We start from the raw sequence: 21,110 nt of genomic DNA on the forward strand, positions 1-21,110 counted from the left end.
CCATCCCCCCACCGCAGTACCGCTCCACACGCATCACCCCGTTCGTCTCGGGCCGTCCCCCGGGTCGTGCAGCCCACGCACCATCCCAAATCCCGCAGTCTTTAGCCCCCCGGGCATGCGGGTGCCCCTTTGAACCTTGGGAGTAGGCACCATGACCCAGTCGTCAGTGGAGCCGAAGACCGTCGCCGAAGACGCGGGACCCGGTTCCCGCGTCCCCGCCGGACGGTCTTGGCTCGACCGGTACTTTCACATAACCCACAGAGGATCCTCGGTCGCGCAGGAAGTGCGCGGCGGCGTCACGACCTTCATGGCCATGGCGTACATCCTCCTCCTCAACCCGCTGCTGCTCGGCGGTCCCGACGCGGACGGCAACAAGCTCAGCCAGCCCGCCCTCATCACCGCCACCGCTCTCGCCGCAGCGGTCACCACTCTGGCGATGGGTTTCATCGGCAAGGTCCCGCTCGCCCTCGCGGCGGGCCTGAGTGTCGCGGGCGTCATCTCCACGCAGGTCGCCCCGGACATGACCTGGCCGCAGGCCATGGGCATGTGTGTCATCTACGGCGCCGTGATCTGCCTCCTGGTGGTCACCGGTGTCCGCGAGATCATCATGAACGCCATCCCACTGGCGCTCAAGCACGGCATCACGATGGGCATCGGCCTCTTCATCGCGATCATCGGCTTCGTCAAGGCCGGCTTCGTCGGCCCGAGCGAGGTCGGCGGCCCCGTCACCCTCGGTGTCGGCGGCTCGCTCTCCGGCTGGCCGGTGGCGCTGTTCTGCTTCACCCTGTTGCTGATCTTCATGCTCCAGGCACGCAAGATCCCCGGCGCCATCCTGATCGGTATCGTCGCCGGCACCGTCATCTCCGTCACCGCCACCGCCACCGGCCTGATCAAGGAATCGGCGTGGGGCGGCACGGCGCCGATCCTGCACGGCAGCCCCGTCTCCATGCCGGACTTCTCGCTCTTCGGCCTGGTCGAGTTCGGCGGCTGGGAGGACCTCGGCTACACCACGGTCTCGATGATCGTCTTCACCCTGGTGCTGGCCGGCTTCTTCGACGCGATGGCGACGATCATCGCCGTCGGCCAGGAAGCCAAGCTCGCCGACGCCCAGGGCCGCATGCCGGGCCTGAGCAAGGCCCTCTTCATCGACGGCGCGGGCGGCGCGATCGGCGGTGTCTCCGGAGCCTCCGGCCAGACCGTCTTCATCGAGTCCGCCACGGGCGTCGGCGAGGGCGCGCGTACGGGCCTGTCGGCCACGGTCACCGGCCTGTTCTTCGCCGCGTGCCTGTTCTTCACCCCGGTCACCCAGCTCGTACCGGGCCAGGTCGCGTCCGCCGCCCTGGTCGTCATCGGCGCGATGATGCTGCAGAACGCCCGGCACGTGGACTGGACCGACTGGTCCGTCGCCGTCCCGGTCTTCCTGACGGTCGTGCTCATGCCGTTCACCTACACCATCACCACCGGTGTCGGCGCGGGTGTCATCGCGTACTGCGCCATCAAGGCGGCGCAGGGCAAGTGGCGGGAGCCGAGCGTCCTGATGTGGGTGCTCTCCGCGGTGTTCATCTTCTACTTCGCCACGGGTACCGCGCACTGACGGGACCCCCTCACACATCTGCCATCTGTAAGGAGGCCGACATGCTGGACATCGCCGAGGATCTTCTCCGGTGGGTCGAGCAGGGACGTGACTTCGCCGTCGCCACCGTGGTGGCGGTCGGTGGCAGCGCACCCCGGCAACCGGGCGCCGCACTCGCCGTCGACAGCGAGGGCACGGCGATCGGGTCGGTCTCCGGCGGATGTGTCGAGGGGGCCGTGTACGACCTGTGCCAACAGGCGCTGGAGGACGGGCGGACCGTCCTGGAGCGCTTCGGCTACAGCGACGAGGACGCCTTCGCGGTCGGCCTGACCTGCGGCGGCATCATCGACATCCTCGTCACCCCGGTCCGCGGCGGGGTCTACTCCGCCGCGCTCGGAGCCGCCGCCGGAGGGGAGGCGGCGGCTCTGGCCAGGATTACGGAAGGACCGGCAGACCTGTTGGGGCAGGCTCTGCTGGTCCGCCCCGACGGCTCCTTCGAGGGCGGCCTCGGCGGCCACCCCGAGCTGGACCGCACGGCGGCGGGCGAGGCCCGCGCCATGCTCGACGCGGGCCGCACGGGCACGGTGACCATCGGCGAGGACGGCTCGCGCTGCGGGCAGCCGCTCACCCTGCTGGTCGAGTCCAGCGTGCCGGCCCCCCGCATGATCGTCTTCGGGGCGATCGACTTCGCGGCGGCACTGGTACGGGTCGGCAAGTTCCTCGGCTACCACGTCACCGTCTGCGACGCCCGTCCGGTCTTCGCCACGCCCGCCCGGTTCCCCGAGGCGGACGAGGTCGTCGTCGAATGGCCGCACGAATACCTGGCACGCACCGAGGTGGACGGCCGCACCGTCCTGTGCGTGCTCACCCACGACGCCAAGTTCGACGTCCCCCTGCTCGAACTGGCCCTCAAGCTTCCCGTCGCGTACATCGGCGCGATGGGCTCCCGCCGCACCCACGAGGACCGCAACAAGCGCCTCCGCGAGGTCGGCGTGACGGAACTCGAACTCGCCCGGCTGCGCTCCCCGATCGGCCTCGACCTCGGCGCCCGTACGCCCGAGGAGACCGCCCTGTCGATCGGCGCGGAGATCGTGGCGGGCCGCCGCGGCGGGAGCGGGGTGTCCCTGACCGGCGCCCACACCCCCATCCACCACGACGGCCCGGACTCTTCCCCGGCGGGCCGCATCGGCTCGGTCGCCTGAGCCCCCTCACCGCGGGGGGAAGCCCCCGATCAAGGCGGCGGAAAACCCCCGTGACCTGCCCGTTGTCCGACGGTTAGAGTCCGGGACATGGACATCCGCGATGTGCCCGAGGCCCATGTGGACCGGGCCATGGAGCTCGTGTACCTGGTCTTCCACGACAACCCGGAGGAGGAGCAGCGCAAGCACCACCGGGAGCTGGTGCTCCAGTGCGAGCGCATCGGCGCGTACGACGGCGACACCCTGGTCGGGTTCCTCGCCGCCCATCGCTTCACCCTCTCCGTACCCGGCGGTGAACTGCCCTGCCCCGGGCTGACCTTCGTTTCCGTCGCGCCCACCCACCGCCGGCGCGGCGTGCTCTCGGCGATGATCGCCGAGCTGTTCCGGCGCGGGACGCGCCAGGGCCGGCCGCTGGCCGCGCTCTGGGCGTCCGAGGACGCGATCTACGGCCGCTTCGGCTTCGGTCCCGCCATGGAATGCCTCAGCGTCGAGATCGACTCGCGCCGCCCGCTCGCCCTGCGCATCGCGCCCGACGAGCGGCCGCTGCGGCTGATCGACCCGGCGGACGCCCCCTCGGTGGTCGGCCCGTACTTCGACGCCACGCGCGCCGCCCGGGCGGGCCGGATCGCCCGCGACGCGGAGCGCTGGCGCGGCGAATGGCTGGCCGAGGAGGCCGAGGAGGACGACGAGCTGTCCCCGCCCCGGATCGTCGCCCTCGGCGACACGGACGAGGAGATCGCCGGGTACGCCGTCTACCGCACCAAATCCGGCAACGACGACACCGGCACGCCCGGCCTGGTCCGGGTCGACGAGCTGGAGGCGGACGACGCCGCCGCGGCCGCCGCCCTGTGGCGGTACGTCGCCTCCATCGACCTCACCGGCACGGTCCGCGCCTGGGGCCGTCCGCTGGACGACCCCCTGCTGCTGTTCGCCGCCGACCGCGACCAGGTACGGGTCACGGGCGGGTTCCCCGGCCTGTGGGTCCGGCTGGTCGACGTCCGGGCGGCGCTCACCGGCCGGGCGTGGGCCGCGCCCGTCGACCTCGTCCTGGACGTCCGGGACCAGCACATCCCGGCCAACACCGGCCGCCACCGCCTCACGGCGACCCAGGAGGCCGGCTCGTACGAGCCGACCGGCGACGCCCCCGACCTCACCCTGGACGTCCGGGACCTGGCGGCCTGCTACCTGGGCGGCACGGAGGTGCGGCGCCTGGTGCGCGCGGGCCTGGTGGCGGAACACACCCGAGGCGCCGCGGCCCGGCTGGACGCGGCCCTGCGTACGGAGCTTCTGCCGAACTCGGGTGACGAGTTCTGACTCTCCGAGGAGTGCCCGCGGAGCGGTTCAAGCCGCACGCGTCGGGAACTCGCCACATCCCCGGCACAGGCCCGGCGGACCGGTGCGCGGAGCCCGCCCAGCCGGGATGATGGTGCGTCCCGCGCAGTCCCCGCTGGATGCGATCGGAAAGGTGGTTTCCGTTGCGCACTGTCGGAGTGGAAGAGGAACTCCTCCTGGTGGACCCGCGGACCGGTGAGCCGCGTGCCCTGTCCACCGCCGTGCTGGCCATCGCCGCCAAGGAGAGCCGGGGCAGGGCCCACGCCTTCACCAAGGAGCTCCAGGGCCAGCAGCTGGAGTTCGCCACGCACCCGCAGACCGGGATGAAGGAGCTGGGCGCCGAGATCGAACGCTGGCGCGCCGAGGCCGCGCGGCACGCGGCCGGGGCCGGGGCGGCGGTGGTGGCCCTGGCCACCTCGCCGCTGCCCGCCGGCCCGGCCCTCACCGAGGGAAAGCGGTACCGCTGGATACAGGAGCACTTCGGCCTCACCGCCCTGGAGCAGCTCACCTGCGGCTGCCACGTCCATGTGTCGGTCGAGTCCGACGAGGAGGGCGTCGGCGTCCTGGACCGGATCCGGCCCTGGCTGTCCGTCCTGCTCGCGCTCAGCACCAACTCCCCGTTCTGGCAAGGACACGACAGCGGATACAACAGCTACCGCAGCCGGGTGTGGGGCCGCTGGCCGTCGGCCGGCCCCGTGGAGATCTTCGGCTCGGCACACCGCTACCACCAGCAGGTGCGCGACCTGATCGGCACCGGAGTCCTCCACGACGAGGGCATGATCTACTTCGACGCCCGGCTCTCCCGCCACTACCCGACCGTCGAGGTCCGCGCCGCCGACGTCTGCCTCGACGCGTCCACCACCACCCTCCTCGCCACCCTGACCCGCGGTCTGGTGGACACCGCCGCCCGCGAGTGGCGTGAGGGCGAGCCCCCCGGCCGTCACGGCGTCGGTCTGCTGCGCGCCGCGGCCTGGCGGGCCGGCCGCTCCGGCCTGGACGACGAGCTGATCCACCCGCTCACCATGCGCCCCGCCCCCGCCGACCGGGTCGTGTACGCGCTGCTCGGCCACATCGAGCAGGCCCTCGACGAGAACGGAGATCTGGCCTACGCCCGCCAGGGCCTCGCCGAACTGCTCAGCGGTGGCAACGGTGCCAGCGTCCAACGCCGGCTGCTGCGCCGCACCGGCAGCCTGCGCGAGGTCGTCACCGCCTGTGTGCGCCGCACCCAGGAGGGACGGTAGGCCCCATGACGAACACCGCTCCCGATGCCGGGGACGTGCTGGTCGTCCGGCACGCCTGAGAACGCCGGCGCCGTGGTACCCGGTGTCTCCCGACACGGAAGGAGCCGGCGTGGCGATCGAGAAGCAGGTCTTCGGCATAGCGCGCCGCATCGCCCGGCGGCGCTCCGCACCGGCCCTCCACCCGCAGGGCCTGACCTGTACGGGCGTGCTGGACGTGCCCGGCACCGAAGGCGGCGCCGCACCATGGGGGGTGCCCCTGCTCGACCGGCCTGGCCGGTACGAGGCGACCGTGCGGTGGTCGCGGGCGGCCGGGCTGCCGCCGCGGTGGCCGGACGGCCTGGGCCTGGCGCTCTGCGTCGAGGACGCGGGCGGGCGGGGCGTCCCGTTCGACCTGCTGCTGACGTCCAGTGGCGCCGGCCGCCTGGGCCGCCATGTGCCCCGCCCCAGGCGCGACGCCCTGGCCGGGCCGTACTCCACCCTCCTGGCGTACCGGGTGGGTGACCGGGACCGGGTGATCGTGGCCGTTCCCGTACGCGCCGGCCGCCGCCGGGTGCGCGGTGACCTGGCCGCGCTGCGCCAGGCGCTGGACCGCGGCCCCGTCCGCGTCGAGCTGCGCGCGGCGGCCCCGGAGGAACCCTGGCGGACCTTCGCGACCCTGACCGTCGAGACCCCGCAGCCGTACCCCGAAGACGCGACACCCACCTACGACCCGTACCTCCACAGCCTCCCCGGGCTGCGCCCCACGCACCGGCTGCACGGCCTGCGTGCCGCCGCCTACAGCGGATCGCGCCACGGCCGCCGAGCGGTACCCGCGGTCCCGCATGATTCGCCGGTCCGTGGGCAGAAGCCGGGGCGCCGGGACCGCCCCGGTGCGCCCTAGCCCCCGTGCCCGAGGAGAAACACGTGTTCCCGCGCCACACCCCGCCCGGATCGCCGATATACGACCAGCTCGTCGAGGAGCACGGAGACGTGCTCGGCGAGGCGAGAAAGCTCGCCGAGCGCACCCACCGGGAAGCCGAGCGGGTGCTGGCCTGGGACCTGTCCGCCTTCGGGACGGACCAGCCGGAACAGCCCTGACCGCCGCCCCGTGCCGCACCGCCCGGAATGCCGGGATGTGTGACCTGATCCAGGCTGGATACGCGATCAGGCATACGAGATCAGGAGCAGCACAACGGGAGCCACGCCATGGAAACCGAAGACGCGATGGGCGACAACGTCTACCAGCCGGACGACGCCGAGGGCCGCGAGGACGACGGCATCCTCGACCCGGAGGACACCCTGTCGGACCGGGAGGCCGACCCCTACGACGAAGGGTGGTCCCCACCCGAACGGCCGCTCGCCGTCAACCACGTCGGCACCACGGCTCGCGAGCAGCGCGAGGGCGAGACCCTCGACCAGCGGCTCGCCGAGGAGGTGCCCGACCCGGCCCTGGCGGAGCCCGACGACTCCAACGGCATCGGTGACCTCCCGGGTGGCGACGGCGAACCCATCGACGACCAGGTCGGCCGCGAACGCTCCGGCCGGCTCGTCGCCCCGGACGAAGGCGTGCGGACGGACGACGAGAAGGACGTCGTCGCCCGGGACGTCGGCATCGCCGGTGCCGCGGCGTCCGCGGAGGAGGCCGCCATGCACACGGTGCCCGACGAGGCCGACGAGACCCTCTGATGAGCGCCGCACACCAGCCCCCGGACCCGGCCCGCGCCCCGGACCCGTCCGGCACCCCGGCGTGGCGCCCCGGCCGGCCGGCGGGGCCGCCCGAAACCCCGGCCCGCGCCCCGGACCCGGCCCCCGAGGACGCGACACGGTCGCGCATCACCCTCGAGGTGAACGGCGAGCCCCGGAGCCTCACCGTCGACCACCGGGCCACGCTGCTGGACGTCCTGCGGGAGCGCCTCGGGCTGACCGGGGCCAAGAAGGGGTGCGACCACGGGCAGTGCGGGGCGTGCACCGTGCTCGTCGACGGGCGGCGCGCCAACAGCTGCCTGCTCCTCGCGGTCGCCCAGGACGGCGCGGAGGTCATCACGGTGGAGGGCCTGGCCGCCGGCGGTGAGCTGCACCCGGTCCAGCAGGCGTTCCTCGACCGGGACGCCTTCCAGTGCGGCTATTGCACCCCCGGCCAGCTCTGCTCGGCCGTCGGCGTGTTCGCCGAGGCCGCCGCCGGACACCCCTCCCACGTCACGGACCCCGCCCGGCCGTCCGGCCAGGGCCCCGTGGAGCTCACGCCCGCGGAGATCCGCGAGCGGCTGAGCGGCAACCTGTGCCGCTGCGGTGCCTACCCCAACATCGTCGCCGCCGTGGAGGACGTGACCCGGTGAAGCCCTATGCATACGTTCGCGCCGGAAGCGTCGAGGAGGCCGCCGCCGCCCACGCCGCCCGCCCCGGCGCCCGCTACCTCGCAGGCGGCACCAACCTCGTCGACCTGATGAAGCACGGGGTCGAGGCCCCCGACACCCTCGTCGACGTCAGCCGCCTCCCGCTCGACACCGTCGATGAGCTGCCCGACGGCACCTTGCGCATCGGCGCGACCGTACGCAACAGCGACCTCGCCGCCCACCCCCTCGTACGGGACCGCCACCCCGTCCTGTCACAGGCGCTGCTCGCCGGGGCGTCCGGCCAGCTGCGCAACATCGCCACCACCGGCGGCAACCTGCTCCAGCGGACCCGGTGCCCCTACTTCCAGGACACCGCCAAGCCCTGCAACAAGCGCGAGCCCGGCACCGGCTGCGGCGCCCGGGACGGCATCCACCGCGACCACGCCGTCCTCGGCCACTCCCCGTACTGCATCGCCACCCACCCGTCCGACATGGCCGTCGCCCTCGCCGCCCTCGACGCCACCGTCGAGCTGCACGGCCCGGACGGCGAGCGGACCGTGCCGGTGACCGAGTTCCACCGGCTGCCCGGCGACCACCCGGAGCGCGACACCGTCATCCGGCCCGGCGAGCTGATCACCGCCGTCGTGGTGCCGCCCACCACGGCGGGGCTGCCCTCCGCGTACCGCAAGGCCCGCGACCGCGCCTCGTACGCCTTCGCGCTCGCCTCCGTGGCCGCCGTCCTCGACGTGGCCGAGGACGGCACCGTACGCCATGTGGGCCTGGCGTTCGGCGGCCTCGCACACCGCCCGTGGCGGGCCCGGCTCGCCGAGACCGCGCTGCTCGGCGCCGCACCCACCGAGCACAACATCACCCACGCGGTGGACGCCGAACTCGGGCTGGCGCAGCCGCTGCGGGACAACGCCTTCAAGGTGCCGCTCGCCCACAACATGGCCTGCCGCGTCCTGACCGAACTGGCCGCCGCCCGCCCCTGAACCGAGAGACCGCGATGCACTCCACCCGGACCCGGACCCGTATCCCGCCCGCGCCCGCCCCCGCCCTGGGCGCCGCCGCCGAGCGCGTCGAAGGGCGCGACAAGGTGACCGGAGCCGCCCACTACGCCACCGAGCAGGCCCACACACCGCCCGACTGCGCCTACGCCTGGCCCGTCCCCGCGACCGTCGCCCGCGGCCGGGTCACCGCCGTCGACACGGCCGCCGCCCTCGCCCTGCCCGGCACCCTCGCCGTCCTCACCCCCGACACGGCACCCCGCCTCGGCGAGACGGACGACCCCACGCTCGCCGTGCTCCAGAACGACACGGTGCCGCACCGCGGCTGGTACGTCGCCCTCGCCGTGGCGGAGACGCTGGAGGACGCCCGGGCCGCGGCCGAGGCCGTCCGCGTCACGTACGCCACGGAACCCCACGACGTCACCCTCATCGAGGACGCACCGGGCGCCTACCGACCCGACACGGCCAACGGCGGCCAGCCCGCCCGCCGCGAGCGCGGCGACGCCGAGGCGGCCTTCGCCGCCGCGCCGGTACGGGTGGACGCCACCTACCGGATCCCGCCGCTGCACAACCACCCGATGGAGCCGCACGCCGCCTACGCCCGCTGGGACGGCGAGGGCGCCGGGACCCACCTGACGGTGTACGACTCCAGCCAGGGCGCGAACCCCGTGCGCGCGGTCCTCGCCGCCCTCTTCCGCCTCCCCAAGGACCGGGTCACGGTGGTCTCCGAGCACGTGGGCGGCGGGTTCGGCTCCAAGGGCACGCCCCGGCCGCACGTGGTGCTCGCCGCGATGGCCGCCCGCCACACCGGCCGCCCGGTGAAACTCGCCCTGCCCCGGGGCCACCTCGCGGCCGTCGTCGGACACCGCGCGCCGACCATCCAGCGCGTCCGGCTCGGCGCCGAGCGTGACGGCACCCTCATCAGCGTCGGCCACGAGGTCACCACCCACACCTCCCGCATCAAGGAGTTCGTCGAGCAGGGCGCCGTCCCGGCACGCGTCATGTACGCCTCGCCGCACAGCCTCACCGACCACCGCGTCGTCCCCCTCGACGTCCCGAGCCCCTCCTGGATGCGCGCCCCCGGCGAGGCGCCCGGCATGTACGCGCTGGAGTCGGCCATGGACGAGCTCGCCGGCGCCCTCGGCCTCGACCCCGTCGAGCTGCGCGTACGCAACGAGCCCGCCACCGAACCGGACAGCGGCCTGCCCTTCAGCAGCCGCAACCTCGTCGCGTGCCTCCGCGAGGGCGCCCGCCGGTTCGGCTGGTCCGACCGCGACCCGCGCCCCGGCGTGCGCCGCGAGGGCAACCTCCTCACCGGCACGGGAGTCGCCGCCGCCACCTACCCCGTGCTCGTCTCCCCGTCCACCGCCACCGTCACCGCGCTCCACGACGGCGGCTACGACGTCCGCGTCAACGCCACCGACATCGGCACCGGCGCCCGGACCGTCCTCGCCCAGATCGCCGCCGACACGCTGGGTGTCGCCCTCGACTCCGTGACGATCGGCATCGGCAGCACCCGCCTGCCGCGCGCCCCCCTCGCCGGCGGTTCGTCCGGCACCGCGTCCTGGGGCTGGGCCGTGCACCGGGCCTGCACCGCTCTCACCGAGCGGCTGGCCCGGCACGTGGGACCGCTGCCCGCCGAGGGCCTGGCCGTCACCGCCGACACCACCGAGGAGACCGAGGAGACCCCGCCGTTCGCCCGGCACGCCTTCGGCGCCCACTTCGCCGAGGTCCAGGTCGACACGGGCACCGGGGAGGTGCGGGTGCGGCGACTGCTCGGCGTGTACGCCGCCGGGCGGATCCTCAACCCGCGCACGGCCCGCTCCCAGTTCATCGGCGGCATGACCATGGGGCTGGGCATGGCCCTCACCGAGCACAGCACCCTGGACCCCGCCTTCGGTGACTTCGCCGAGCGGGACTTCGCCTCCTACCACGTACCGAGCCATGCCGACGTGCCGGACATCGACGCCCACTGGGTCGACGAGGACGACCCCCACCTCAACCCGATGGGCAGCAAGGGCATCGGCGAGATCGGCATCGTCGGCACCCCGGCCGCCATCGGCAATGCCCTTCACCACGCCACCGGCGTCCGTTTCCGCGAGCTGCCGCTGACCCCCGACCGGGTGCTGCCGGCCCTGTCGTAGCCGTGGACGCCCCGACCTGGCGGGCGCGGCCGCGCCGGACCGCCTTACGGCGCTGAGGGGGCCGTCTTCACGGCGCTCACGGGGCTGTCCGTCTTCTGATCACCCCGTCGCGACGCGGGCGAAGCGGCCCGCGACCGCCAGGTCCGCCTCGATGCGGTCCGCCGTCGACCGCAGCTCCGGCAGCAGCTCGTCCAGGCACTGCGCGACGGTGCGGCGGACGCTGTGCATGGCCACGTTGACCGCCGCGACGACCGTCCCGGCGCGGTCGCGGACCGGTACGGCGAGGGAGCGCAGCCCCTCCTCCAGTTCCTCGTCGACCAGGGCGTACCCGGTGCGGGCGACCGAGTCCAGGATCTCGGCGAGCCGGGTGGGCTCGGTGACGGTGTGCGGGGTGAGCGGGCGCAGGTCGGCGTGGGCCAGCCGCCCGGCGCGCTCGGCCGGGGGGAGCGCCGCCAGCATCACCCGGCCCATGGAGGTGGCGTACGCGGGGAAGCGCGTGCCGACGGTGATGTTGACGCTCATGATGCGGCTGGTCGCGACCCGGGCGGTGTACTGGATGTCGTCGCCCGCGAGCACGGCCAGCGACGCCGAGTCGAGCACCCGGGTGGCGAGCGCCGCCAGGTGGGGCGCCGCGATGGCGGACAGGGTGACACGGGACAGCGGGGGATACCCGAGGTCCAGGACGCGCGGGGTCAGCCGGAAGGTCCGGTCGTGCGCGCTGAGGTATCCGAGGTGCTCCAGCGTGATCAGGGCGCGCCGCGCGGTGGCGCGGGCCAGGCCCGTCGCCTCGGCGACCGCGGTGAGCGTCAGGGCGTCCCGCCCCTCGCCGAACGCGGTCAGCACGGTCAGCCCGCGGGCCAGCGACTCGATGAAGTCCCGGCCAAGTTCCTGCTTGGACGCCCCGGTCCAGGCGGCGAGCCCGGCGGGCGTGGGCGCCGGGGCGGGCGGCCGCGCCTTACTCAGCTCCCGCTCCATCTCCCGCACGGCCGCGCGCAGCCGGGGGAGCGCCGCTTCCCGCAGCGACGTGGCGGTGTGCCGGCTGGTGTGGCTCACCACGCTCACCGCGCACGCCACCCGCCCGTCGGGCGCGTGGACCGGTACGGCGAGGGCGACCAGGCCCGGCTCGATGCGCTGGTCGTCGAGCGCCCAGCCGCGCGTTCGCGCCTCGCCCGCCCGCTGCTCGAAGTCGTCCTCGTGGGGCCGGGCACGCGGGGGTACGGCGGGGAAGCGGCGCTCGTCGGGGTCGGCGGCGCGCCACTCACGCCACCGCGTCCACTCCTCGTCCGTCCAGCCGGCGGCGAAGAGCGGCCCGGGGCCGGTGCGTTCGGCGGGCAGCAGGTCGCCGATGCGGAAGCTCAGCGACATGGCGCGGCGCCGGGTCGCCTGGTGGATGAAACGGATGCCGTCCCGGTCGGCGACCGCGAGGGACACCGACTCGTCCAGCTCGTCGGCGAGGGCGTCGGCGCGGGCGCCGAGCAGGTCGGGGAGGCGGATCGCGGCCAGGTAGGCGTTGCCGAGTTCCATCAGGCGCGGGGCGAGGGTGGCGTCACGGCCGTCGAGGCGGACGTACCCCATGCGGGCGAGGGTGGCGGTGACCCGGTCGACGGTGGCGCGGGCGAGGCCGGTGGCCCGTTCCAGTTCGCTCAGGCTCAGCGTCCCGGCGGCGTCGGTGAGCGCGCGCAGGACGGTGATGCCCCGCATGAGGGGGGCGACGGCCTCGGGCGGTGTGTCCACGGGGTGGATGGCAGGCATGGGATCTCCGTCGCTCGGGCCGGGGCGGGCGTTGACAGGGTCGGGCACCGGGCGCACACTCACCCCACCCAGTTGTGTGAAGTTTACTTCACTGGACGAACAGGAGAGCGCATGCACACCACCGTCGGGATCATCGGCGGCGGCCCGGCCGGACTGCTGCTCGCCCGGCTGCTCCACCGCGCGGGCGTCGACAGTGTCGTCCTGGAGAGCCGTGACCGCTCCTACGTCGAGCGGCGCCAGCGTGCGGGCATCCTGGAGCAAGCCACCGTCGACATCCTGCGCGACGTCGGCGCCGGCGCCCGGCTCGACCGCGAGGGCCTGGTCCACGACGGCATCGAACTGCGCTTCGACGGGCGCGCCCACCGTCTCGACTTCCCGTCCCGCACGGGGGGCCGGAAGGTGACGGTGTACGCCCAGACGGAAGTCGTCAAGGACCTGATCGCCCTCCAACTCGACGACGGCGGCCCCCTGTTCTTCGGCGCGAAGGTCCACGCCGTCGAGAGCGCCGACAGCACACGGCCCCGGATCAGGTACACCCACGAGGGCCGGGAGCAGACCCTCACCTGCGACTACGTCATCGGCTGCGACGGTTTCCACGGCATCGCCCGCGCCGCCGTGCCCGAGGCGGTGCGGACGACGTACGAGCGGACCTACCCGTACTCCTGGCTCGGCATCCTCGCCGAAGCGCCGCCCGTCCACGACGAGTTGATCTACGCACACTCGGAGCGCGGGTTCGCCCTCGCCAGCATGCGCACGCCGACCGTCAGCCGCCTCTACCTCCAGGTGCCGAACGGTACCGACCCCGCCGACTGGCCCGACGAGCGCGTGTGGGACGAGCTGGACGCCCGCTTCGCCCTCGACGCCGAGCCCGACTGGCGGCTGAAGCGCGGTCCGGTCACCCAGAAGTCGGTGCTGCCGATGCGCAGTTGGGTCACCGAGCCGATGCGGCACGGACGGCTCTTCCTCGCCGGGGACGCCGCGCACATCGTGCCGCCCACCGGCGCCAAGGGCCTCAACCTCGCCGTCGCCGACGTGGTGGTGCTCGCCCGCGCGCTGGCCCACCGGCAGGCCACGGGCTCGGAGGAACTGCTGGAGGCGTACTCCGACACGTGTCTGCGCCGGGTGTGGCGGGCCGAGCACTTCTCGTGGTTCATGACGACGACCCTGCACACCGACCCGGCCCAGACACCGTTCGACACCCGCCTCCAGCTCGCCCAGCTCGACCGGATCGTCTCCTCGCCGCACGCCGCCGCCGAACTCGCCTCCAACTACACCGGCTTGCCCATCGCCGCCGCGGGCTGACGCCCCCGGTCCGCGCGTACGGCGAGCGGTACGCACGCGATGGCGGCGGCGCCCAGCAGGCCGGCCAGCGCGAAGGCGGTGAACCCCCAGCTGTCGTGGCCGCTCGCGGCCAGCGCCCCGCCCAACCACGGGCCGAACACCGCGCCGATGCGGCCCACCCCGGCGACCCAGCCGAGACCCGCGGCACGCTCGCTGTCGCGGTAGAGCGTGTCGGTGGCCGCGTACACCATGACCTGCGCGCTGAACAGCACCACGCCGGTGCACGCCACCACCACGTACGTCCACCCGAGCGGCAGCTGCGACTTCAGCAGCAGCGCCCCGGCCGCGGTCAGCACGAACCAGATCGCCGAGACGCGCACCGCGCCGAACCGGTCGGCCGTGCGTCCGGCGATGAGCAGGCCGACGATGCCGCCCGCGTTGATGACCAGCAGGAAGCTCACCGAGGAGCCGAGGTCGTAACCGCTCGCACGCATCATCTGCGGCAGCCAGGTGGACACCCCGTACACCAGCAGCAGTCCCGAGAAGGAGGCCAGCCACAGCAGCGGCGTCGCCCACCGCGACCCGGGGGCGAACAGCTTCCGCACGGTGTCCAGCCGGCCCCTGGCCCCGGCGGCGGGGGCCTCGACGGGCGTGGGCCGGGGCAGACCGTACCGGTCGGCGACCGCGTCCGCCCGCTCCCGCTCACCGCGTGCCAGCAGCACGCCGGGCGACTCGGGCAGCAGCTTCAGCAGCAGCGGTACGGCGATGACGGCCGGCAGCGCGCCCGCCCAGAACACCCACCGCCACCCGGCGGCCGGCGCCACCGTCAGCCCGAGACCGGTCGCGGCCATGCCTCCCACGTGGTACGAGGTCATCAGCAGACCCGTCGTCAGGGCGGCCCGGCGCGGCGGTGCGAACTCCATCACCATGGCCAGGCACAACGGCATCAGCCCGCCCAGCCCGAGGCCCGCGACGAACCGCCCCGCCCCGAAGAACGCCGGGCTCCCGGCGAGGGCGCACAGGGCCGATCCGAACGAGAACAGCGTGATGCTGGCGACCAGCAGGGGCCTGCGGCCCAACCAGTCCGTGATGTTCCCGGCGGCGAGGGCCCCGATGAGCATGCCGAACGTCGTCCAGCTGCCTATCGTGCCGGCGCTCGACGGCGTCAGCCCCAGCCCGGGATCGTCCAGCATGTGCGGCATGACGGCGCCGTAGATGGTGACGTCCATCCCGTCGAAGAAGACGGCCAGCCAGCACAGGGCGAGGACCGGGGAGACCGTGCGGAAGGTGTGCGGCGGTGACGTCATCAGCAGCCCCTGGAGCGCATGGTGTTCGCCTGGTGAAACTCTGTTCACCGGCCTGGGTGCGACGAGTGTCGGGGCGGGAGGGACGGCTGTCAATGCGCGGGACTCCGGCGCGCACTGGCCAATACGGGTGACGTATCCAGCGCTGTACGGGTGCAAAACAGGCGGCGCGGGGGCGCGACTGCGTAGCGTTTCGGAGGGCGGTAAGGGGGTTCTCTGCCGCGCGTCCTGCCCGTGCGTGTGCGTTGACGAGGATTCGTATGGTGACAACGACGGAGCCGGTCGCCCCGGTACCGGTGGCGGGACGCGGCCCGGGCCGTGTCGTGGTGGAATGGCTGACCACGACGGATCACAAGAAGATCGGGCACCTCTATCTGGTCACGTCGTTCGCGTTCTTCCTCTTCGCCGGCGCACTCGCGCTACTGATGCGCGCCGAACTCGCCCGCCCCGGCTTGCAGTTGATCTCCAACGAGCAGTACAACCAGGCATTCACGCTGCACGGGACCGTGATGCTGCTGCTGTTCGCCACACCCACCTTCGCCGGATTCGCCAACGCCGTCATGCCCTTGCAGATCGGCTCCCCGGATGTCGCGTTCCCGCGGCTCAACATGTTCTCGTACTGGCTGTTCCTCTTCGGGGGCCTCATCGTCATCGGCAGCCTGCTGACGCCCGACGGAAGCGCCGACTTCGGCTGGACGGCCTACGCGCCCCTCAACCGGGAGGAGCGCTCCCCGAGCATCGGCGCCGACCTGTGGATCATGGGGCTCGCGCTCTCCGGATTCGGCACGATCCTCGGCGCGGTCAACTTCATCACCACCATCATCGGTATGCGCGCACCCGGTATGACGATGTTCCGCATGCCCATCTTCACCTGGAACGTCCTGCTCACCTCCGTCCTGGTGCTGCTGGCCTTCCCGGTGCTCGCCGCCGCGCTCCTCTGCCTGGAGTCCGACCGCCGCTTCGGCTCCCACATCTTCGACCCCACGAACGGCGGAGCCCTCCTGTGGCAGCACCTCTTCTGGTTCTTCGGCCACCCCGAGGTGTACATCCTGGCGCTCCCGTTCTTCGGGGTGGTGACCGAAATCCTCCCCGTCTTCTCCCGCAAACCGCTCTTCGGCTACATCGGGCTCATCGGCGCCACCATCGCCATCACCGGCCTGTCCGTCGTGGTGTGGGCGCACCACATGTTCGCCACCGGAGCGGTCCTCCTGCCGTTCTTCTCCTTCATGAGCTTCCTCATCGCCGTACCGACCGGCGTGAAGTTCTTCAACTGGATCGGCACCTTGTGGCGAGGGTCCATCAGCTTCGAGACCCCGATGCTCTGGGCGATCGGCTTCCTCGTCACCTTCCTCTTCGGTGGCCTCACCGGCGTCATCCTGGCCTCGCCCCCGATGGATTTCCACGTCACCGACTCGTATTTCGTCATCGGCCACTTCCATTACGTCCTCTTCGGCACCATCGTCTTCGCGATGTTCGCCGGATTCCATTTCTGGTGGCCCAAGATGACCGGCACCATGCTCGACGAACGCCTCGGGAAGATCCATTTCTGGACCCTGCTCGTCGGCTTCCACCTGACGTTCCTCGTCCAGCACTGGCTGGGCGCCGAAGGCATGCCCCGCCGGTACGCCGACTACCTCGCCGCCGACGGATTCACCGCCCTCAACACCCTGTCGTCACTCGGCTCCTTCCTGCTCGGCCTGTCGACCCTGCCGTTCCTCTACAACGTCTGGAAGACCGCCAGGCACGGCAAGCGCGTCGACGTGGACGACCCGTGGGGCTACGGCCGCTCCCTGGAGTGGGCCACCTCCTGCCCGCCGCCCCGCCACAACTTCACGACGCTGCCCCGCATCCGGTCCGAGTCGCCCGCCTTCGACCTGCACCACCCGGACATCGCCGGCCTGGAGAAGGCACACACCGGCGGCCGCCGGGACGTCGTCGAACCCGGCCGCGGCATCGCGTCCCCGCCCGGCGGGCCCGACGAACGGGGCGAGGGCCACGCCTGAGAGCCGTCGGCCGTCAGGCGTCAGCCGCCGTGCGCGGCGCTCAGCGTCCGGACCACCTCGTCGTCGGTGAGCTGGGCGAAGTCGTCGTACCACTGCCCCACGGCCTCGAAGTACGGCGGCTGGTACACGTACAGGATCTCGTCCGCCTCCCCGCGCAGCGCCGCGGTCGCCTGGCGGGAACACACCGGCACGGCCAGCAGCAGATGAGCCGGGGCGGCGGCGCGTACGGCACGCAGCGCGGCACGTGCGGTGACACCGGTGGCCAGCCCGTCGTCGACGACCACGACCGTCCGCCCACCGAGCACGGGGGCCGGCCGGCCGCCACGGTACAGCTCCTCCCGGCGGCGCAACTCCGCCCGTTCGGCGTCGACCTGGACGCTCAGCCGCTCCGGCGTCAGATCGAGCACCGCGAGCGCCCGCTCGTCGAAGATCGGCGGCTGGTCGCCGACGAGCGCCCCGATCCCGACCTCCGGGTTGTACGGCGCGCCGATCTTGCGGACGACGAGGACGTCCAGGGGCGCGTGCAGCGCCCCGGCGATCTCGTCGGCCACCGGCACGCCCCCACGCGGCAGCGCCAGCACGACGGGGTCGTCCAGCGTGCCCTGCCGCTGCCGCTCCACAAGACGGGCGGCCAGCTCACGACCGGCCTCCCTGCGGTCCTGGAAACGCATCGTGCTGCCTCGCTTCCGTCATGTGCCCGGGGACCCCGCCGGCCCCGGGCACGAGTACCCCACCCGCTCGGCTTGTCCCGCGCCCCCGGCCGCCGCGCCGGGCGACCGGAACCAGGGCCGACCGGCGTACACACCCGCACATGGACCCGCGGGACGGGGTACCGGGAGAACGGGCAGCCCACCGCGGACAAGGGAAGGTGCTTGATGGAGCAGGACACCCACGGAACCGGGGCGTACCGGCGCGCCGCCGACTACATCGCCGCCACCCTGATCTTCCTCCGGGACAACGTCCTGCTGCGTGAGCCGCTGCGCCGTGAACACCTCAAGCCACGGCTGCTCGGCCACTGGGGCTCCTGCCCCGGCATCACCATGGTGTACGCGGCGCTCAACGCGCTCATCAGGGAGCGCGGCACCGACGTGCTGCTGGTCACCGGCCCCGGCCACGGCGCCCCCGCCAACCACGCCCATCTGTGGCTGGAGGGCACCCATGAGCACTACGACCCCGCCCTCGGCCGCACCGAGAGCGGCCTGAGGGAACTCGCCCGCCGCTACTGCGCCCCCGACGGCTTCCCCAGCCACCTCTCCCCGGCCGTCCCCGGCACCATTCACGAGGGCGGCGAACTCGGCTACGCCCTGGCCACCGCCTTCGGTGCCGCGTTCGACGCCCCCGACCGGCTGGTGGCCTGCATCGTCGGGGACGGCGAGGCAGAGACCGGCCCGACCGCCGGCGCATGGCACTCCACCAAGTTCCTCGACCCCGTCACCGGCGGCGCGGTCCTGCCGGTCCTCCACCTGAACGGCTACAAGATCTCCTCCCCGACGCTGTTCGCCACCATGACCGACGACGAGCTGACCGCGCTGTTCCGCGGCTACGGCTGGGACCCCCGGATCGTCGACGCGACTACCGACCCCGACGTGGTGGTCGACGCCGTACGCGACGCCCACACGGCCATCACGGACATCCAGCGCCGCGCCCGGGACGGCGACCCGCCCGAGCGGCCCGCCTGGCCGATGCTCGTACTGCGCAGCCTCAAGGGCCAGGGCGCCCCGTACGAGGTGGGCGGCCGCCGTATCGAGGGCACCTTCCACGCCCATCAGGTCCCGCTCGCCCGCGTCCACGAGGACGACGAGCAGTTCAAGGCCCTGGAGGCGTGGCTGCGGTCGTACCGGCCGGACGAGCTGTTCGACGAGGACGGCCGCCCCCGCCCGCACGTCCTCGCCGCCTGCCCCGAGGGCGAGCGGCGCATCGGCATGAACCGCGCCGGTGACGGGGGCCGCCTGCGCCGCCCCCTGGACCTGCCGCCGCTCGAACCGTACGCCGTCGACGTGAGCGCGGGACCCGGCACGGCCTCCGCGAGCCCCAACCGGGTGCTGGCCGCCTGGCTGACGGAGATCATGCACCGGACGGAGACCAGCCGGGACTTCCGCGTCATGTCACCGGACGAACTCGCCTCCAACAAGCTCGACAGCGTCCTGGGCGCGACCGGACGCGCCTACGCCTGGCCCGTGGAGGAGTACGCCGAGGACCTGGCCCGCGACGGGCGCGTCATGGAGGTGCTCTCCGAGCACAACTGCCAGGGCTGGCTCCAGGGCTGGCTCCAGACCGGCCGCCACGGCCTGTTCCCGACGTACGAGGCGTTCGCCTCCGTCGTCGACAGCATGCTCAACCAGTACGCCAAGTGGCTGAAGACGTCCCACGAGGTCCCGTGGCGCGCCCCCGTCAGCAGCCTCACGTACCTGCTGACCAGCGAAGGGTGGCGCCAGGAGCACAACGGCTACAGCCACCAGGGACCCGGCTTCATCAACAACCTGCTCACCAAGAAGAGCACCGTGACCGGCGTCCACCTCCCGCCCGACGCCAACACCCTCCTGGTCACCATGGAGCGGCTGCTCGCCGACACCGGCAGGATCAACCTGGTCGTGGCGGGCAAGCACACCGCCGCCCAGTGGCTCGGCCTGGAGGACGCCCGCCGGCACTGCGCGGCGGGCGCCTCCACCTGGCGCTGGGCGTCCACCAACGACGGCGAGGACCCGGAGGTGATCCTCGCCTGCGCGGGCGGCATCCCGACGGTGGAGACGCTCGCCGCCGCCGACCTGCTGCGCCGCGACCTGCCGGACACACGCGTCCGGGTCGTCAACGTCGTGGACCTGTGCGTGCTCGCCCCGCCGGACCGTCACCCGCACGGCATGGCGGACGCCGACTTCCGGGACCTGTTCGGCACCGACACGCACGTGGTGTTCGACTTCCACGGCTACCCGGCGGCCGTGCATCAACTGCTGCACGGCCGGCCCCGCCCGGACCGCTTCCACGTCCGCGGGTACGTCGAGGAGGGCACCACGACCACGCCGTACGACCTCCTGGCGAGCAACGGCGTCTCCCGGCACGACCTCGCCATCACCGCGCTCGGCCACCTGCGCGGCCGCCCGGCCGTCACCGGCGACCTGGCCGCCGCCTACGCCCACCGCCGCGACCGGATCCGCGCGGAGGTGCGCCGCACCGGGGTCGACCCGGTGGAGATCACCGAGTGGAGGTGGCAGCCCTGACGCGGAAGCGGGCCGTCGTCCCGTCCTCGCTCCAGCGCTCCAGCCCCGCCTTCTCCAGCACGCGGACCGACGCCGGGTTGGACAACTCGACCGTCGCGCACACCGTGTGCACGCCCGGAGCGGACAGACCGTGCGCCGCCATCGCCCGGGTGGCCTCGGAGGCGTAGCCCCGGCCGCGGCGGGAGGGGACGACGCCGTACCCGACCTCCAGGGCGCCGTCGGCCGGCGGCCGGAACAGGCCGATCGAGCCGACGACCAGGCCGCCGGTCCGCTCGATGATCTGGCGCTGGCCGTAGGCGCCGAGGCTCCCGGGATGCTCGCCGATGAAGCCCGCGATCACGCGGTCGCCCTCGGCGGGGAAGTCCTCCGCCCAGTGCGGCGGACGGGAATCGCCGAGAACGGCGGTGAGTTCACCGGGGGACCACGTCCGCAGCACGAGGCGGTCGGTGATCAGATCGGTGGGGAAGGAAGAAGACACGCGACACTCCTGGTCAAGTGAGGTGACCGGGTCACGCGCCCCTCGGCTGTCGCCGTGCGCCGACCCGGACTCGGGCATGCTGATGAAGCGCCTGGCGGGCCATATTCATCAACCTCCCTCGTCGGAGCCGGTGAAGCAATGATCTTACCGGGGCCCGTCGAACCGGATACCGGTTACGAACCTAGGGAGGCGCGGGAGCCAATCCAAATAAGAGACCGAGTGATCAGAGATAACGGCGCAGGTGACCCACAGGGCAGTGATGCCCCCCC

17 protein-coding genes are annotated in these 21,110 nt (G+C 73.1%); 13 read left to right on the top strand and 4 right to left on the bottom strand.

What is annotated here, in order from left to right; genetic code table 11:
* Window positions 1–151: 151 nt before the first annotated feature.
* The 10 genes from ABT360_RS19155 to ABT360_RS19200 all read left to right on the top strand — a co-directional run bounded on the left by ABT360_RS19155 (window position 152) and on the right by ABT360_RS19200 (window position 10,808).
* On the top strand, window positions 152–1,594 hold the full coding sequence (locus ABT360_RS19155) for an NCS2 family permease (RefSeq protein ID WP_351817420.1): 1,443 nt from the start codon (window positions 152–154) through the stop codon (window positions 1,592–1,594).
* Between the two features lie 41 nt (window positions 1,595–1,635).
* Window positions 1,636–2,775 carry an XdhC/CoxI family protein gene (locus tag ABT360_RS19160; RefSeq protein ID WP_351817423.1) on the top strand — a complete coding sequence of 380 codons (1,140 nt, stop codon included), beginning with the start codon at window positions 1,636–1,638 and terminating at the stop codon, window positions 2,773–2,775.
* 87 nt (window positions 2,776–2,862) lie between these two features.
* Complete coding sequence (locus tag ABT360_RS19165; protein WP_351817426.1) at window positions 2,863–4,086, top strand: GNAT family N-acetyltransferase; 1,224 nt, start codon at window positions 2,863–2,865, stop codon at window positions 4,084–4,086.
* A gap of 161 nt (window positions 4,087–4,247) precedes the next feature.
* A complete protein-coding gene (locus ABT360_RS19170) occupies window positions 4,248–5,345 on the top strand; it encodes a glutamate--cysteine ligase (protein WP_444852276.1) in 1,098 nt (365 codons plus the stop codon).
* Between the two features lie 109 nt (window positions 5,346–5,454).
* Window positions 5,455–6,225, top strand: coding sequence for a phosphodiesterase (locus ABT360_RS19175; protein ID WP_351817432.1), 771 nt, complete (start codon window positions 5,455–5,457; stop codon window positions 6,223–6,225).
* Between the two features lie 23 nt (window positions 6,226–6,248).
* Entirely contained in the window at window positions 6,249–6,422 is a 174-nt protein-coding gene (locus ABT360_RS19180) for a hypothetical protein (RefSeq protein WP_351817435.1), read from the top strand.
* Window positions 6,423–6,530: 108 nt separating this feature from the next.
* The gene (locus ABT360_RS19185; protein WP_351817438.1) at window positions 6,531–7,010 is read left to right on the top strand and encodes a DUF5709 domain-containing protein; all 480 of its coding nucleotides are present in this window, start codon (window positions 6,531–6,533) and stop codon (window positions 7,008–7,010) included.
* Entirely contained in the window at window positions 7,010–7,660 is a 651-nt protein-coding gene (locus ABT360_RS19190) for a 2Fe-2S iron-sulfur cluster-binding protein (protein WP_351817441.1), read from the top strand. Before ABT360_RS19185 ends, ABT360_RS19190 begins: the two co-directional genes overlap by 1 nt.
* A complete protein-coding gene (locus ABT360_RS19195) occupies window positions 7,657–8,649 on the top strand; it encodes an FAD binding domain-containing protein (RefSeq protein ID WP_351817444.1) in 993 nt (330 codons plus the stop codon). The genes ABT360_RS19190 and ABT360_RS19195 overlap by 4 nt, the downstream gene beginning before the upstream one ends.
* A gap of 14 nt (window positions 8,650–8,663) precedes the next feature.
* Complete coding sequence (locus ABT360_RS19200) at window positions 8,664–10,808, top strand: xanthine dehydrogenase family protein molybdopterin-binding subunit (protein WP_351817447.1); 2,145 nt, start codon at window positions 8,664–8,666, stop codon at window positions 10,806–10,808.
* A gap of 99 nt (window positions 10,809–10,907) precedes the next feature.
* Here ABT360_RS19200 and ABT360_RS19205 read toward each other — a convergent pair whose 3' ends face one another.
* The gene (locus ABT360_RS19205; protein ID WP_351817450.1) at window positions 10,908–12,560 is read right to left on the bottom strand and encodes an IclR family transcriptional regulator domain-containing protein; all 1,653 of its coding nucleotides are present in this window, start codon (window positions 12,558–12,560) and stop codon (window positions 10,908–10,910) included.
* A gap of 111 nt (window positions 12,561–12,671) precedes the next feature.
* On the opposite strand from ABT360_RS19205, the gene ABT360_RS19210 reads away from it, so the two are divergent.
* Window positions 12,672–13,862 (top strand): 4-hydroxybenzoate 3-monooxygenase, encoded by a 1,191-nt coding sequence (locus ABT360_RS19210; protein ID WP_351817453.1) that lies wholly within the window; start codon window positions 12,672–12,674, stop codon window positions 13,860–13,862.
* On the opposite strand, the gene ABT360_RS19215 is transcribed toward ABT360_RS19210, so the two are convergent.
* Window positions 13,829–15,148 (bottom strand): MFS transporter, encoded by a 1,320-nt coding sequence (locus tag ABT360_RS19215; RefSeq protein WP_351817456.1) that lies wholly within the window; start codon window positions 15,146–15,148, stop codon window positions 13,829–13,831. The genes ABT360_RS19210 and ABT360_RS19215 overlap by 34 nt on opposite strands.
* A 257-nt stretch (window positions 15,149–15,405) precedes the next feature.
* Here ABT360_RS19215 and ctaD point away from each other — a divergent pair, with 257 nt between their 5' ends.
* Window positions 15,406–17,148 carry an aa3-type cytochrome oxidase subunit I gene (ctaD, locus tag ABT360_RS19220; RefSeq protein WP_351817459.1) on the top strand — a complete coding sequence of 581 codons (1,743 nt, stop codon included), beginning with the start codon at window positions 15,406–15,408 and terminating at the stop codon, window positions 17,146–17,148.
* A gap of 20 nt (window positions 17,149–17,168) precedes the next feature.
* On the opposite strand, the gene ABT360_RS19225 is transcribed toward ctaD, so the two are convergent.
* Window positions 17,169–17,819, bottom strand: coding sequence for a phosphoribosyltransferase (locus ABT360_RS19225; protein ID WP_351817462.1), 651 nt, complete (start codon window positions 17,817–17,819; stop codon window positions 17,169–17,171).
* 204 nt (window positions 17,820–18,023) lie between these two features.
* Here ABT360_RS19225 and ABT360_RS19230 point away from each other — a divergent pair, with 204 nt between their 5' ends.
* Window positions 18,024–20,363, top strand: coding sequence for a phosphoketolase family protein (locus ABT360_RS19230; RefSeq protein ID WP_351817465.1), 2,340 nt, complete (start codon window positions 18,024–18,026; stop codon window positions 20,361–20,363).
* Here ABT360_RS19230 and ABT360_RS19235 read toward each other — a convergent pair.
* Window positions 20,338–20,841, bottom strand: a complete 504-nt coding sequence (locus tag ABT360_RS19235; RefSeq protein WP_351817468.1) for a GNAT family N-acetyltransferase — start codon at window positions 20,839–20,841, stop codon at window positions 20,338–20,340. The two genes, ABT360_RS19230 and ABT360_RS19235, sit on opposite strands and share 26 nt — an antisense overlap.
* Between the last annotated feature and the right edge of the window lie 269 nt (window positions 20,842–21,110).

The sequence above is a fragment of the Streptomyces sp. NPDC000229 genome (genome assembly GCF_040300825.1).
Classification (GTDB): Bacteria; Actinomycetota; Actinomycetes; order Streptomycetales; family Streptomycetaceae; genus Streptomyces.

What these genes read in the sequence shown, in the direction of transcription:
- ABT360_RS19165 (WP_351817426.1), top strand. Translation starts at nt 2,863, where the DNA reads ATGGACATCCGCGATGTGCCCGAGGCCCATGTGGACCGGGCCATGGAG.
- ctaD (WP_351817459.1), top strand. Translation starts at nt 15,406, where the DNA reads ATGGTGACAACGACGGAGCCGGTCGCCCCGGTACCGGTGGCGGGACGC.
- ABT360_RS19160 (WP_351817423.1), top strand. Translation starts at nt 1,636, where the DNA reads ATGCTGGACATCGCCGAGGATCTTCTCCGGTGGGTCGAGCAGGGACGT.
- ABT360_RS19215 (WP_351817456.1), bottom strand. Translation starts at nt 15,148, where the DNA reads ATGACGTCACCGCCGCACACCTTCCGCACGGTCTCCCCGGTCCTCGCC.
- ABT360_RS19230 (WP_351817465.1), top strand. Translation starts at nt 18,024, where the DNA reads ATGGAGCAGGACACCCACGGAACCGGGGCGTACCGGCGCGCCGCCGAC.
- ABT360_RS19185 (WP_351817438.1), top strand. Translation starts at nt 6,531, where the DNA reads ATGGAAACCGAAGACGCGATGGGCGACAACGTCTACCAGCCGGACGAC.
- ABT360_RS19155 (WP_351817420.1), top strand. Translation starts at nt 152, where the DNA reads ATGACCCAGTCGTCAGTGGAGCCGAAGACCGTCGCCGAAGACGCGGGA.
- ABT360_RS19210 (WP_351817453.1), top strand. Translation starts at nt 12,672, where the DNA reads ATGCACACCACCGTCGGGATCATCGGCGGCGGCCCGGCCGGACTGCTG.
- ABT360_RS19225 (WP_351817462.1), bottom strand. Translation starts at nt 17,819, where the DNA reads ATGCGTTTCCAGGACCGCAGGGAGGCCGGTCGTGAGCTGGCCGCCCGT.
- ABT360_RS19205 (WP_351817450.1), bottom strand. Translation starts at nt 12,560, where the DNA reads ATGCCTGCCATCCACCCCGTGGACACACCGCCCGAGGCCGTCGCCCCC.
- ABT360_RS19200 (WP_351817447.1), top strand. Translation starts at nt 8,664, where the DNA reads ATGCACTCCACCCGGACCCGGACCCGTATCCCGCCCGCGCCCGCCCCC.
- ABT360_RS19190 (WP_351817441.1), top strand. Translation starts at nt 7,010, where the DNA reads ATGAGCGCCGCACACCAGCCCCCGGACCCGGCCCGCGCCCCGGACCCG.